The sequence below is a fragment of the Peribacillus sp. NPDC046944 genome (assembly GCF_050272735.1).
In the GTDB taxonomy this organism is placed as follows: Bacteria; Bacillota; Bacilli; order Bacillales; family DSM-1321; genus Peribacillus.
On the sequence record NZ_JBNNML010000008.1, the window covers coordinates 129,709 to 143,801 of the forward strand.

The window sequence follows — 14,093 nt, forward strand, 5'->3', positions numbered from 1 at the left end:
AACAACTAGCCATATGATTTTGTTTATAATGTTGTCGAAAGGTGAAGCCAGTTAACACCGTTAAAATTACAACAATACTAAGACTGACTAGTCCTATCATAAACTTCCTCCATTCAGTTTGTGTAAGAAGTGAAATAATGGTTTCTTAATGTGAACAGGTTGAAGAAGTATTCTTGACGGAACATGAATTTTGTTTTGCGGCACGCGGTACATCAAGCGCGGGGTTACGATCAAAGAAGCCAACAGGTTTCAATTGGAAATTTATATAGGCAGTAGGCATAACCGGCCAGTCTTCCGGACGTGTAATATGATGATGTCCCATTGTATACCATACAACGATATCCTCATTATCGATCGATCGATTTGCTTGAATATATTTGGGAAGCCCGTCTCCACCTTTATGTTGATTGGGGTAATTTCCTGTTGCATACAATTCATTACGGTTAAATTGTGTTACATGTAAATGATTTTTGATAAATCCTGCGCGCTTGATGACGCTTGCGCTTTCATGCGCAAATGGAAGGCAGTTCTCACCAGCCATAATTTTATAACCAATCGGCTGATTAACGACATTCTTTGAGTTTTTATTGATGATTTTCCATGTACGCTGGGTTGGCATATCTAAAATACGTACAGCTTCTTTTTCATGTTGGAATGTACGTGATACTGGATAAAATGCATTTGAATATGGATTGTTCGGACCTTCTGGTTCAGCAAGTGTTTCGGTTTCCACCACTGAATTTTTCACACCATCGAGCAATGTATCCAACCGGAAGTTAAAGAAATGTTGATGATGTACAGCGTTTAAGCCAGGGGCAATTTCCGTACCGTATTTTGATTGCCCGGTTTCGTTAAATGTACCGGTATTTAATATACCTGTTAGCTTAACTTCAACCTCAATCGTACCATCTTGATAGAAGCTCCAATAGAAACCATAATCATAATTTCCTACTGTACAGAAGAATGAAATGACTAAGCGCCGTGAGCGACGTACCTCTACATGGTCAGTACGCCAGTCTGTATGTTTCCATCCGATTCCATAATCTTCTTCGTGTAGGCAAATTGCATTTTTAATCGTACGAGGACTGCCAGCCCCATCCGTTAATACCGCGTCGAAATAATGAATGTGTCCTAAACAATCACAACCTAGCTCAAGCGAATTAGCTAATTGACCCATTCCATATTCTCCGGCATCAAAAGCATTTTGTGTGTTATGTGCAAAGGATGCATCTCCATAAGGGACGACCATTTCAGACAATGCTCCGCGATATAGGATGGGCCGGTCCTTTCCTTTATCATTGTAATTCACAGTGTAAAGCACAAGTCCTTCGCGAGGGGTAAACCCGTATCGGAAACTCCATTTTTGCCATTTGATTAAATTTCCTTCTACCGTAAAACTTGCACCTTCTGGCTGAATGATCTCTAGTGGCTTCAGGTCCGTTCTAAACTCTATTGAATCACTTGTTTCAGGATAATAGTTAGCATCAACAGTAGGTATCTCACGTACACCGTAGTCTTCGATACGATCAACTTCCATTTTATTCAAATCAACGTACGCGACAATTCCTGTTAATGGATAAGCGTACCCATTATCATCCGCGAATTTTTTCTGCCAACAGATAGCACGAGCGATCCGTTTACCCTCATTTTCAGGAATATTAAAGTATCCTGCCGACCATGGGTCTACCATGATTAAATCTGGGTTATCAATTCCCCGTTTAGATAAAGCTACTTTAAAGTCAGGGTCTGCCTTAACCAAATTCTCGCATTCTAAGAACTCATCAAGCATTATTCCCGGCTGTACACCTGGGATTTCTTCAAATCGAACAATGGACGATGTATTTAATGAGACAACGACTTCAAACGTTGTCTTTAATTCGTTATCTAGTAATACTATAAAAACTTCTCGTTCGAAGTCATCTCCATCAGTGTAATTTAATACTACTTCTTTTAAAGGCTCATGTAATGTTACTGTTGGGAAGCGCACCTTTTCGCTTAAATTCTTCTCGATTTTCACTATGCTCACAGCTTTTTGAATCTCTTCAACGGTAAGTGGTGCTAACGGGTGATTTACCTTTATAGTTTTTTCTTTTAAAATATCCACATGTAACATCTCCTTTCGTATATAAATTTATTCTATAGTCAGAATATTTAGTTTACAATGTAAAAAACGGAACTAATAGTATCCAATAGTAGATTGAAAATCCTAAAGAAAATAGTCAGTATTTTTGACATGAATATAAAAATTCCTTAAAAATATATTTCTAGAGGGGTATAACCTATGGATACAGTATTTAAGCCTATTCAACCTGAGTGGAATCAAAGATTACAACATATCAACTTGCTCGAACCCACATTATTTTTAAAAAGTTCTGTTGCATATGTATACCAATTTAAAGTGTCATCAAATGTAGAACCAACCGTTTTATTACCCGGAATACCTGATGGGTGTGTCGATATTATCTTTAATATGGAGGGGGATCAGGGCGATTGTTTCTTGATTCCAAGTCCCAAAATAAGGCAGGCCTATAGCTTTAAAACAAACACGACATACTTTGGCATTCGTTCACTTCCACTCCAGACATTGTTTTCTTTTGTATTATCTATGAAAGAAATCAACCAGTATATTCAGTTAGCCTTATTTGAGGTTGCCCCTTCCTTTTCCGTACTTTATAATCAACTCCTAGAAATTTCTACATTAAAGGAAAAACTACACACACTCGAATCATTTCTTCTAAGTAACTGTACTTCCCATTCACCTAATAGTGCTATTGTGAAATGTTGCATGGACATTAGCATACGTTCGAAAGGTAATATACACGTCAAGGATTTTGAAGCGCATACAGGGTACTCTGAGCGTTATTTGCGTACGCTTTTTCAAAATGAGGTCGGGATACCACCAAAACTTTTTTTGGAACTGTTGAATTTCCAATACACGCTTCAAGAAATCTATAGTGGCACATTTAATCTAGAAACGCATATTGTCGAAAGCGGTTCCTATGATACTTCTCATTTCTATAAGAAATTTAAAAAATTCACCCAAATGACGCCTTTCGAATATAGAAAGCTACTAAAAGAAGTTATTTCTTAAAGTGGTTCTTTCAAAGTGTTCTATTATTCTTTTTTTATGTAAATGAAGTCTAGCGTGTTATACAGCACTTAAGTGTTGTAGAAGAAAGATAAATTGAATGTATAGCGGGAAAATAAAGGTTGGATTAAGCCAACGAGAGATTGGCTATTTGGGGAAGATAAAAAGAGAACGTCCTGATACTTTTCAAGTGTTAGGACGTTCTCTTTTTTTATGGTGATGGATAGGTGCTTACCTTTGAAATTCTTTCTCTACTGGAACAACTTTTATGTCCTGAACTAGTTCTCCCGTTTTTTTAGAATAATAGCCTATGCTCACTTCGTCGCCTGTTACAGGGTCGATTAGTTGTTTATAGCATTTTTGCAGATGGTGGCTTCCCCAAATGATAAGTGAATTGAAGACATCTTCTAACTCTTCGCCACTTTTAGTCAATGTATAACGGTAACGAGGAGGGTGGTCCGTATAAAGTTCTGCTGTAACGAGACCTTCCTTTTCTAAGTACTTCAACCGTTCTGATAAAAGATTGGAAGAAATTCCATTTAGCGCTTTTTTTATTTCGTTAAACATGGTATGCCCGTTTAGTATTTCATGTACTACCAATAAGGTCCATCGATCACCGATGATATTAAGTGACTGTGCGATATTACAAGGCAAATCGTACCTAGTTTTCATAAGTATCCCTCCAATGTTTGATTTGATTTTACCATAGTTAGTTAAAAAACAACAAAGTTGCTTTTTTTAACTAAGTATAATAAAATAACCTTATAAAGATTTCCACTTAAAAAATACAAAGCGAGGGTTTTATCATGGGACTATTTTTAATTGAATCATCATTGAAAGATATCGTGTCAAGTAAAGAAGAACTGGATCAAAAGGTGTCAAAACTTCAAGCGGATTTAAAGGAGAGCAACGCTTCATTAGTGGAGCTTCAACTATCGAAAGATTTCTCCCGTTCATTCTTCATTATTGAAGGGGAAGACCAAAATGCTGCAACTGAGACATTAAAAGGTTCAAGTATTCCTGTGGAACTTGTGAAAGAAGTTCGCCTAGTTGGTAAGGAATTAGAAGATGTGAAGAAAAACAATGAAGTCGTCAATTATTTAGTTGAATGGAATATCCCGGAAAATCTTACGATGGATCAATACTTGGCAAGAAAGAAAAAGAATTCCGTACATTATCAAGAGGTGCCTGAAGTGGCATTCTCAAGAACGTATGTGTGTGAAGATATGACTAAATGTCTTTGCTTCTATGATGCACCTGATGAAGCTGCAATTAAGCGTGCTCGTGAAGCAGTACAAACACCCATTACTTCCATTACCGAAATTCATACAGAAACTAAATAATTTTTATTTGAGAAACGAGGGACGCCTAAACTTTAAGTTTGGGTGTCCTTTTTTACTTAAAATTATAATCTGAAAATTTTGATTAGATGGTTGCAATTTTATATACAGTATAATAAAATAACCTTAAACCGACTAAACTAATATGAATAAGTGTTTTTCCAAAGCATTTAAAAAATACAGGTTAATATAGTCGTCCGATCCTATACATAAAAGAACCATCATTAAAGTCATTACTTTTAAGGTTTTATACAAAGGCGGAATGAAAATAGGGGAGTTGTGGTCATGGAATCATGCTTAGTGGATAAAAAACCTATGATCGAACAATTAATTGAAAAGGAGTTAAGACCATTCGTAAAGAAAATAGATGCTGAGGCTTTTTATGCTGAAGGATTTTTGAAAAAGCTCGGTGAGGCCGGTCTGTTTTCTTCCACTAATAAAACGGAAAAAGAAATTTTATTAGATGAAATGTATGTAGTTAAAGAAACAGCTAAAGTATGCATGACAACAGCGTTTTGTCTCTGGTGTCATTTGGCTGCCTTAACCTATATCCGAAATACCGATAATGTAGAAATGAAAACTAGGTTATTATCAGCTTTTGAAAACGGTGAAGTCCTAGGGGCAACAGGTTTATCCAATCCAATGAAGTATTACGCGGGGCTAGAAAAACTGAATTTGAGCGCGAAACCGACTGAAGGTGGCTATATTGTTAATGGTGTATTGGCGTCCGTTTCCAATCTTGGAGAGAACCATTGGTTTGGATTAATCGCAGGTGTTAGCGAAAATGAACGAATAATGGCCGTGGTTCCTTGTAAATTAGACGGCCTAAAGCTGAAAGAAAAGGTGGATTACCTGGGGATTAATGGGAGTTCTACATATGCATGTTCCTTTAATGATGTATTTATACCTAAAGAATGGGTGTTGTCTGAAAATGCCGATTTGTTCGTGGGAAAAATTCGTCCGGCATTTATTGCCTATCAAATTCCTCTCGGCCTGGGCGTCACCCAATCATCTATCATGGCGATTGAAAAGGTATGTCAAAAGCAGAATGGCTGTAATCAATTCTTGAGAACCCAATCAAATGAACTGCAAGAAGAAGAGCGACACATACAGGAAAAGATTTTAACCTTATTCAATAATGATTCACTTGACTGGAAAGAGGTTGCAGATATTCGTCTTAAAACCGCTTACCTAACCCTTAAGGCTGTTCAAACGAATATGCTTCATAATGGGAGTGCCGGTTATCTGAAAGACAGCGCACCATCGAGGAAACTTAGGGAAGCGTATTTCTTTGCAAACTTGACACCGACAGTTAAACATTTGGAAAAAGTCCTTACTGTATAACCTAACCCTCATGAGATTTTCTACTCATGGGGGTTTTTTAGTGAAGAAAACAACTCTATTACATCTTAAATGGGTATAAAGGCCCGGTATTTTTTAAAAAGATAAAGGATCAGAACTAAAATAGTACAAGAAGATTAGTGTGGTAAATGGGAAAATGGGTTATTTTAATTTTGGGAATATTATCTAATTTATTCCCGAAAAGGGGGATGTTTCATTGAAAAAGTATTGGAAAAGTATATTTTGTGCGTTAGCCGTCCTTGTGCTATCGCTAACGAGTTTGCAACCTGCTTTAGCAGCGACGGATTTGAAAAAAGCGAAGACGATAAGTCTTGACAAAAACTATACGGGACAGCTATCTGTTACTAATTATGAACAGGTTTTCAAAGTCAAACTCAAGAAAAATGGAAATTTGAAAGTTTTTGTTAAAACGTATAAAAGTAGAAGTTGGTATGTTGAAGTCTTGGACAGCGAGGGCAACCGACTTGATGACTATTACACAAAAACAACCAATGGTACCGAAACCAACGAAATCGGATTAAAGAAGGGTACATACTATATTGTCATCTCCGGAAATAAAGATAAGCCTTACAAGGTGCAAGCTAAGTTCAAAGCGAGCGAGTATTATGAAAGGGAAAGTAACAATACAGTAAAAACAGCAAACACGATAAAAACAGGTAAAAACTATTATGGTGCCCTACAAGAATTTACGGATAAAGATTATTTGAAGTTCACCGTGAAGAATAAAAGGAAAGTGTCAATCACTTATAACAATACACCCAAAGAACAAAGAGATATCTTGATAGTGAATGCGAAGGGGAAGGTCTATAAAACGGTACACACCGACTATCATGTTAAAAAACCTAGTACTAGTTCATTCAGCTTGTCTTTACCAAAGGGGAGTTATCATGTTCTGATTCAATATGGGAGCGGAGCATATAAAATAAAGGTGAAGTAAACAAAAAAACGGTGCAGTCCAGCTAGTGACAGCACCGTTTTTATTTACATATCGTGACTACTGTTATGTTTTTGTCGAGAGTGCTGTCTATTCTTTACTTTGTGAGAACCACTTAGAGGTTCAGGCTGACCTGATTTTTTTTCTTGATTCTTTTGCATGCCTTTTCCATCATTTTTACTCATATGAATCCCCTCCTACTTATTAAGATAATCAGTTCGTTGAAAGTTATTCACAAGCATATTTATAAAAGCATCGTACATCCTAAAGATGAAAACTTATTGAGGAGCTGAATTTGATGCAGGACAAACAAGATAAGCGGAGATCTTTTCAAGAAGCCCAGCAAAGCTACAAACAAGTAAATGATGCCTATTCTTCGATTGAAAAGACGGCACCGAATTATGGAACGGAACTGAAACATGTGAAACAGGAAGTGAATGAAGCTTATCAGCAAATTCAATCTGCTTTAGTCAACGCATCTGAACACCAGCGTGAACAATTGAAGCAGTATGAACAGGATATACAGGAAATCGTGAACGAAGTCAATTCAGATGACTATTGAAAAAGGAATCCTATAGGCCCAGATTTAGATGTGCGTTTACCTAATAAAATGGGCTTTTTGAAGATTAGCACCTTCAAAAAGCCTCTTTTATGGATTCCTTCTTATTTATTGATTCTTCTTGCGCTTTTTATTGTTTTGCCTTTGTACCTCGGTTAAGGGTGGTTCATTACCTAATTCATCATTGTAGCCCACGCCATTGCCTTGTGCTTTTGCTGCGTTCATTCCCGGTATTACATGATTTGCTTTTTGCTTTGCCATTAGATCACCTCCATTTCATAGAGTGTCATAAGGAACGATGATTATGTATTAACTTCAAATATGTTTTGTTGGAATAATTTATCAGCTTGTTTTTGCGAAAAGCTAAGAATAATGAAGCCTTTAATGGGCGTGCTATGGGCATCTTAATAAGAAGTAAGGGATTTCACATAAGCTAAACTTATCAAAAACAATAACTTTCTTGTTATTTACTTATGCTGAATTCTATATTACTATTAGGTAGAAGGAAGAGTTAGGGTGGGAGAAGAGAGATAAATTTCATCAAACTAACTTTTTTACTTATATCCATTGTAAACATGGTTTTAATGACCAGGTTTTACTTTTATGTGCAGAATTGTTCTGACAGTTTAATAGGGGGTAATATTCATGACAAAGAATGACGTATATCAAGCGCGTAAGTCTTTTGAAGTTGAAGGACAACGCTACAACTACTACAGCTTAGATGCTATTGAAAAAGCAGGGGACGGCAAAGTATCACGCCTACCATATTCCATTAAAGTCCTACTTGAAGCGGTACTTCGCCAAGTAGACGGAAGAGTTATTACAAAAGAACATGTTGCAAACCTTGCTAAATGGGGAACAAGCGAGCAACAAGATATAGATGTTCCATTCAAGCCATCACGCGTTATCCTACAAGATTTCACTGGTGTACCAGTAGTCGTAGATTTAGCTTCTCTACGTAATGCATTCGCTGCACTTGGTGGAGATCCTGATAAAATTAACCCGGAAATTCCGGTTGACCTTGTAATTGACCACTCAGTACAAGTTGATAAAGCAGGAACTTCTGATTCTCTTGATGCCAATATGGATCTTGAATTTGAACGTAATGCAGAGCGTTACCAGTTCCTAAGCTGGGCTCAAAAATCATTCAACAACTACCGTGCTGTTCCACCAGCAACTGGTATCGTTCACCAAGTAAACCTTGAGTTCCTTGCGAACGTAGTCCATGCTGTTGAAACACCAAACGGAGACTTTGAAGTATTCCCTGACTCTGTATTCGGTACAGATTCACATACTACAATGATTAACGGTATCGGTGTTCTTGGATGGGGTGTCGGTGGTATTGAAGCTGAAGCAGGTATGCTTGGACAACCTTCATACTTCCCAGTTCCAAAAGTAGTTGGAGTAAAACTTACTGGTCAACTTCCTAACGGAACAACTGCTACTGACCTTGCATTGAAAGTTACTCAAGTTCTTCGTGCACACGGCGTAGTTGGTAAATTCGTTGAGTTCTACGGCCCAGGAGTTGGATACCTTCCACTTGCTGACCGTGCAACAATCGCTAACATGGCACCAGAATACGGTGCTACAGTTGGGTTCTTCCCGGTTGATGCTGAAGCAATCGATTACATGCGCTTAACAGGCCGTGATGAAAAACAAATTAAAGTAGTTGAAACATACTGCAAAGAAAATGGATTGTTCTATACTCCTGAAAACGAAGACCCAGCATACAATGATGTTGTGGAAATCGACCTTTCAGCTATTGAGCCAAACCTTGCAGGACCTAAACGTCCACAAGATTTAATTCCACTTTCTCAAATGAAAAAATCTTTCCTTGAAGCAATCAATGCACCTATGGGTAACCAAGGTTTTGGCATGACTGATGCTGAATTGGATAAAGAAGTAACAGTTAAATTTGCTGATGGCAAAGAAACTACTATGAAAACAGGTGCGATCGCTATTGCTGCAATCACAAGCTGTACAAATACTTCTAACCCATACGTAATGCTTGGAGCAGGTCTTATTGCTAAAAAAGCGGTTGAAAAAGGCTTGACTGTTCCCGATTATGTTAAAACATCATTAGCACCAGGTTCTAAAGTTGTTACTGGTTACCTTCGTGATGCAGGTCTTCAACCATACTTGGATCAATTAGGATTCAACATCGTTGGTTACGGATGTACAACATGTATCGGTAACTCAGGTCCATTAGCAGACGAAATCGAAGCAGCAGTTGCTGAAGCAGATCTTCTTGTAACATCTGTACTTTCTGGTAACCGTAACTTCGAAGGTCGTATTCACCCATTAGTGAAAGCAAACTACCTTGCTTCTCCAACATTGGTTGTTGCCTATGCACTTGCTGGTACTGTGGACTTCGATCTTAACAATGATTCTCTTGGTAAAGACAAAGACGGTAACGATGTTTACCTTGCTGATATCTGGCCATCACAAGAAGAAGTTAACGCAGCTGTTAAATCAACAGTTACACCGGAATTATTCCGTAAAGAATACGAAACTGTATTCAACGATAACAAACGTTGGAATGATATCGAAACAAGCAATGAAGCTATCTATGCTTTCGATTCTAAATCAACATATATTCAAAATCCTCCATTCTTTGAAGGATTATCACCTGAACCAGGTTCAGTTAACCCACTTACTGGATTGCGCGTAGTTGGTAAATTCGGTGATTCAGTTACAACTGACCATATCTCTCCTGCAGGTGCAATCGGTAAAGATACTCCAGCTGGTATCTACTTACGTGAAAACGGAGTGAAACCACGTGACTTTAACTCTTATGGTTCTCGTCGTGGTAACCACGAAGCGATGATGCGTGGAACATTCGCCAACATCCGTATCCGTAACCAAGTTGCTCCAGGTACAGAAGGTGGTTACACTACTTACTGGCCTACAGGCGATGTAATGGCTATCTATGATGCATGTATGAAATACAAAGCTGATGGAACAGGTCTTGCTGTCATTGCTGGTAAAGATTACGGTATGGGAAGTTCTCGTGACTGGGCTGCAAAAGGTACGAACCTTCTAGGCATTAAAACAGTTATCGCTGAAAGCTTCGAGCGTATTCACCGTTCTAACCTTGCATTGATGGGTGTTCTTCCTCTTCAATTCAAAGAAGGAGAAAACGCTGAGACTCTTGGCTTAACTGGTAAAGAAGCGATTGCTGTTAAGATCGACGAAACAGTTAAACCTCGCGATATGGTAACTGTTACAGCTACTGATGAAGCTGGCAACGTAAAAGAATTTGATGTATTGGTTCGTTTCGATTCTGAAATCGAAATCGACTACTACCGTCACGGTGGTATCCTTCAAATGGTATTACGTAACAAACTTAAAGGTTAATTAACTTTTAGAAGACGACAAACCTGCCTGTCAGGTTTGTCGTTTTTTTTTGTGTCAAAGTTATGAAATATAACAAGGGACTTCGGTTTTACCTTTTCTGAGCATGATTTTATTGGTAAGATGATGTAAGAGGCTGACAGATATGGAATATGTACTATTTCTTTTGGCGAATGAATATTTTTATTGTAACGGAATTAGGGGGACGGGGTCATGTTAAAGAAAATTATTGCCTCGGTTGTCTTACTATCGCTGATAGCGGTGGCAATCGTTCAAGCAATGGATGATAAACCTGATAAAAATGAAGAAGGAAATTCGATGGGGGGGCTGAAAATTGGTGCCAAAGCACCTGATTTCACCTTAGAAACTTTGGATGGGAAACAGGTGAATTTATCTGACTATAAAGGAAAAAAAGTGATGTTGAATTTCTGGGCAACTTGGTGTCCTCCTTGTAAAAAAGAAATGCCAGATATGGAGAAATACTCAAAGCAGGCTGGGGAAGATGTCGTTATATTGGCTGTTAACATTGATCCAGAAAATGATGTGCAGGCATTTATTGATGATAATGGGATAACATTTACCATTCCATTGGACAGTCAAAGCGCTAAACAACCGGTAAACGATCAATATAAGGTTATGGCCATACCTACAACATACTTTATTGACAGTGAGGGCATTATTCGAAATAAAATGGTTAAAGCGATGCAATTTAATGAAATGGAACAAAACATCAATAGTATGAAATGACGGGATCAATAAGATTCCGTTTTTTTAGTAGGGTTTAAAAAATGTGTCTAATTTGTCACAAGTTTTTAGAAAAATCAAAAAACATTACAAAAAATAGATTACTCACCACCAATTTGGGTTAAAGTATAGAAGACGCGTGAAATGAGTTTGGTACGAACTAAAATAACTGATTATTCAGACTTTATATCAGGCTGTCTGTATAGTCATAATTTTACGTTAATTTGGAAATGATGGAATATACACTATATAGTAAGAAGGTGAAAATATGAAGAAAAGAAAACGATCTTTTGAAGAACTGATTAATGAAAATAAAAAGGAATTGTTAATGGATACAAAGCTGATGGAGAGACTTGAAGAACGACTTGAACAAAAACATATGCAAAAGGCTGAATAATAGCATAAGGGTATGAAAAAGAAGGGCTAGCGATGAATATTTCATTGTTGGCTCTTTTTTACATGCAGTGGTAAAAACATTTGAATTCTCGGAAAACCACTCAAAAACTGGAACTCATGAATTTCATTTTTAAAACCATTCTAAAAATAGGAGGCGATTTATAATGAGTAACCCAAAAAAAGATTCACAACACTTTAGACCGAGCCATCTGGGTACACAACCGAGAACAGGTGGAGGAAATAAAGGAAAGCAAATGCAAGATACTTCAGGAAAGCATGCCCAAGTCATTCAAACTAAAGGTGAGTAAGTAAGAATTCATGTCTTTAAAGGCTAGGTGGAGAAGGGAGTTATTCTTTCTCTACCTTTTCTATTTCAATAACCGAATAAGAACGGAGACGCTATTCTTTAAAGGTATTCTGCAATTATGATAAGATGATGACAGTACGATTGAAAAGAAAGTGGGGAAACAAAATGTGGATAGCAGAAAATGAAATAGAGGTTCGGTATGCTGAAACGGACCAAATGGGAGTCGTGTATCATGCTAATTACTTTGTATGGATGGAACTTGGCAGGACGAAATTAATTAATGATTTAGGTTTCCGTTATGCAGATATGGAAGCGGAGAACATCCTTTCCCCCGTGATGGATATACAGGCTACTTACAAAATACCTGTACGTTACGGTGAAAAAGTGCTGATCAAGACATGGATTGAAGAATATGATGGGCTCCGTGTCGTTTATGGATATGAAATCATGAACCAGGATAATAAAGTGGCGGCAACCGGCCAATCTGTGCATGTTTGCGTAAAAAAGGAAAACTTTAAACCTGTGTCCATCAGAAGGCTATTTCCAGCGTGGCATGAAGCCTATGAAAAAAATAAAAAGTGATATATGTACATAACCGAGGTGAACAGTATGGCGTTCGGGATTAAGCGGGTCGACGTTATTAACTGGAAACGTCAAATCGACCAAGGAAAAATTGCGTTTTTAACTCACTATTGGCTTGATGATCGTTTTCCTGGTTGCAAGACAGTGACCAAAGTCGGATGTAAGGACATGGATCGTTTAGCGGAGTGGGGAGAAAAATATGGTTTGAGAAAAGAATGGATTCATCACAGGAAGGATGGTTATTCCCACTTTGACCTGTTGGGGGATCGGCAAAGAGACATTCTTAAAGCTGAGGATATCAAAGAAAGATTAGTCAAGTAAAAGGCGAAACAAGGGAAACTGACAGCAGCAGGGTTCCCTGCTGCATGGTCAAGCTCCTTTTTTGTATACGAATTCAGGTTCAGCGGATTTCTCATTGAAAGTGATTAATAAATCATGTCCATCGAAAAACCATGTATCTTTTTCTTCTACATAAAAGGTGATTGATCTCATTGTATCTGAAGCTGCTATGGCTTCAGGTTCTTCCTGAATGATGCCCAATGAAAATCCGCTTTGGACAGTACTTACCCCTCCGTATCGTGCATGAAAGCGCAGATAAGCCCCTTCAGGCAATTCTAACTCATCGATATACCATTTGGCAGCCCGGTCGGAAATTTGTAGTTTCAAAAAGTGAACCTCCTCCCTTTAATTGAACATGTTCATTATAAGATAAATGCAGTAAAGATGCGAATAAAGTATGTTGTGGAGGAAAATCAAGAATGAATATACCCTATACGATTTGTTTTATTACCCGAGTAAGATCAGGCAGGGTCGAAATTCTTATGCTTTTGCGTAATAATGAACCTAATAAACATAAATGGAATGGCGTTGGTGGAAAAATCGAGGAAGGAGAGACCGTCAATGACTCGATGGCTCGAGAAATAATCGAAGAAACAGGGCTGAAAGTGAATAATCTGTGTTTCCGTGGTATCGTAACATGGAACGAGACGAGTGGAATGTACGTTTATCGGGCCGAAGACACAGGTGGAGAACTCATAGCTTGTGATGAAGGTGAACTTGCCTGGAAGCCCTACGAGTGGGTCATGAAGACTGATGAAGCTGTGTCGAATATTAAACATTATTTAAATGAAACTTTATTTGAGCAGTCTTTATACGAATTTGCTTTGACATATGAAAATGAACGACTACTTTCCTTTGAAAAAAAATCCTTACCTGATAATTATCCGCTACTACTTACTAAATAAAAGAGCATTTTTTATTTATGAATCATGCACTAAAATGAATTTTCCTGTACATATGTAGATGAATATAAAAGTAGGGGTAATGAAGAATTCCTAACATCACACATGGGAGTTAAGGGTACGAAGAAGTGAGAGATGAAGAAACGGTGTTTTTATAGGGATGTATTTTTCGGAATCGAATTATGT

General features: G+C 37.7%; 17 protein-coding genes. 12 read left to right on the top strand and 5 right to left on the bottom strand.

Annotated elements, in window-relative coordinates:
- Positions 1-145 precede the first annotated feature (145 nt).
- Positions 146-2,104, bottom strand: coding sequence for a primary-amine oxidase (locus ACQKIC_RS15620; RefSeq protein WP_427591881.1), 1,959 nt, complete (start codon positions 2,102-2,104; stop codon positions 146-148).
- Positions 2,105-2,281: 177 nt separating this feature from the next.
- Here ACQKIC_RS15620 and ACQKIC_RS15625 point away from each other — a divergent pair, with 177 nt between their 5' ends.
- Complete coding sequence (locus ACQKIC_RS15625; RefSeq protein WP_402872630.1) at positions 2,282-3,091, top strand: helix-turn-helix domain-containing protein; 810 nt, start codon at positions 2,282-2,284, stop codon at positions 3,089-3,091.
- A 228-nt stretch (positions 3,092-3,319) separates the two neighbouring features.
- Here ACQKIC_RS15625 and ACQKIC_RS15630 read toward each other — a convergent pair whose 3' ends face one another.
- The gene (locus tag ACQKIC_RS15630) at positions 3,320-3,760 is read right to left on the bottom strand and encodes a winged helix-turn-helix transcriptional regulator (RefSeq protein ID WP_402872632.1); all 441 of its coding nucleotides are present in this window, start codon (positions 3,758-3,760) and stop codon (positions 3,320-3,322) included.
- 134 nt (positions 3,761-3,894) lie between these two features.
- On the opposite strand from ACQKIC_RS15630, the gene ACQKIC_RS15635 reads away from it, so the two are divergent.
- The 3 genes from ACQKIC_RS15635 to ACQKIC_RS15645 all read left to right on the top strand — a co-directional run bounded on the left by ACQKIC_RS15635 (position 3,895) and on the right by ACQKIC_RS15645 (position 6,727).
- On the top strand, positions 3,895-4,431 hold the full coding sequence (locus ACQKIC_RS15635; RefSeq protein ID WP_402872634.1) for a DUF4242 domain-containing protein: 537 nt from the start codon (positions 3,895-3,897) through the stop codon (positions 4,429-4,431).
- A 282-nt stretch (positions 4,432-4,713) separates the two neighbouring features.
- Complete coding sequence (locus ACQKIC_RS15640; protein WP_427591882.1) at positions 4,714-5,772, top strand: acyl-CoA dehydrogenase family protein; 1,059 nt, start codon at positions 4,714-4,716, stop codon at positions 5,770-5,772.
- A 214-nt stretch (positions 5,773-5,986) separates the two neighbouring features.
- A complete protein-coding gene (locus ACQKIC_RS15645; protein WP_407408722.1) occupies positions 5,987-6,727 on the top strand; it encodes a hypothetical protein in 741 nt (246 codons plus the stop codon).
- Positions 6,728-6,771: 44 nt separating this feature from the next.
- Here ACQKIC_RS15645 and ACQKIC_RS15650 read toward each other — a convergent pair whose 3' ends face one another.
- Positions 6,772-6,909 (bottom strand): small acid-soluble spore protein P, encoded by a 138-nt coding sequence (locus tag ACQKIC_RS15650; RefSeq protein WP_403080153.1) that lies wholly within the window; start codon positions 6,907-6,909, stop codon positions 6,772-6,774.
- A 113-nt stretch (positions 6,910-7,022) separates the two neighbouring features.
- Here ACQKIC_RS15650 and ACQKIC_RS15655 point away from each other — a divergent pair, with 113 nt between their 5' ends.
- Entirely contained in the window at positions 7,023-7,286 is a 264-nt protein-coding gene (locus ACQKIC_RS15655; RefSeq protein ID WP_402872642.1) for a hypothetical protein, read from the top strand.
- Positions 7,287-7,391: 105 nt separating this feature from the next.
- On the opposite strand, the gene sspO is transcribed toward ACQKIC_RS15655, so the two are convergent.
- Positions 7,392-7,544 (bottom strand): small acid-soluble spore protein O, encoded by a 153-nt coding sequence (gene sspO, locus ACQKIC_RS15660; protein ID WP_402872644.1) that lies wholly within the window; start codon positions 7,542-7,544, stop codon positions 7,392-7,394.
- Positions 7,545-7,928: 384 nt separating this feature from the next.
- Between sspO and acnA the strand changes: the two genes are divergently transcribed.
- The 6 genes from acnA to ACQKIC_RS15690 all read left to right on the top strand — a co-directional run bounded on the left by acnA (position 7,929) and on the right by ACQKIC_RS15690 (position 12,987).
- Positions 7,929-10,640, top strand: a complete 2,712-nt coding sequence (gene acnA / locus ACQKIC_RS15665) for an aconitate hydratase AcnA (protein WP_402959126.1) — start codon at positions 7,929-7,931, stop codon at positions 10,638-10,640.
- 210 nt (positions 10,641-10,850) lie between these two features.
- Positions 10,851-11,384 (top strand): TlpA disulfide reductase family protein, encoded by a 534-nt coding sequence (locus ACQKIC_RS15670; RefSeq protein ID WP_407408721.1) that lies wholly within the window; start codon positions 10,851-10,853, stop codon positions 11,382-11,384.
- Between the two features lie 265 nt (positions 11,385-11,649).
- Complete coding sequence (locus ACQKIC_RS15675; protein ID WP_402872652.1) at positions 11,650-11,778, top strand: FbpB family small basic protein; 129 nt, start codon at positions 11,650-11,652, stop codon at positions 11,776-11,778.
- Positions 11,779-11,941: 163 nt separating this feature from the next.
- The gene (locus ACQKIC_RS15680; protein WP_402872655.1) at positions 11,942-12,085 is read left to right on the top strand and encodes an acid-soluble spore protein N; all 144 of its coding nucleotides are present in this window, start codon (positions 11,942-11,944) and stop codon (positions 12,083-12,085) included.
- A 164-nt stretch (positions 12,086-12,249) separates the two neighbouring features.
- On the top strand, positions 12,250-12,666 hold the full coding sequence (locus tag ACQKIC_RS15685; protein WP_402872658.1) for an acyl-CoA thioesterase: 417 nt from the start codon (positions 12,250-12,252) through the stop codon (positions 12,664-12,666).
- 27 nt (positions 12,667-12,693) lie between these two features.
- A complete protein-coding gene (locus ACQKIC_RS15690; RefSeq protein WP_402873200.1) occupies positions 12,694-12,987 on the top strand; it encodes a hypothetical protein in 294 nt (97 codons plus the stop codon).
- Between the two features lie 48 nt (positions 12,988-13,035).
- Here the strand turns inward: ACQKIC_RS15690 and ACQKIC_RS15695 are convergent, their stop codons facing one another.
- Positions 13,036-13,332 (bottom strand): HesB/YadR/YfhF family protein, encoded by a 297-nt coding sequence (locus ACQKIC_RS15695; protein WP_402872660.1) that lies wholly within the window; start codon positions 13,330-13,332, stop codon positions 13,036-13,038.
- 92 nt (positions 13,333-13,424) lie between these two features.
- Here ACQKIC_RS15695 and ACQKIC_RS15700 point away from each other — a divergent pair, with 92 nt between their 5' ends.
- Entirely contained in the window at positions 13,425-13,910 is a 486-nt protein-coding gene (locus tag ACQKIC_RS15700; RefSeq protein WP_427591883.1) for an NUDIX hydrolase, read from the top strand.
- The last annotated feature ends 183 nt before the right edge of the window (positions 13,911-14,093 follow it).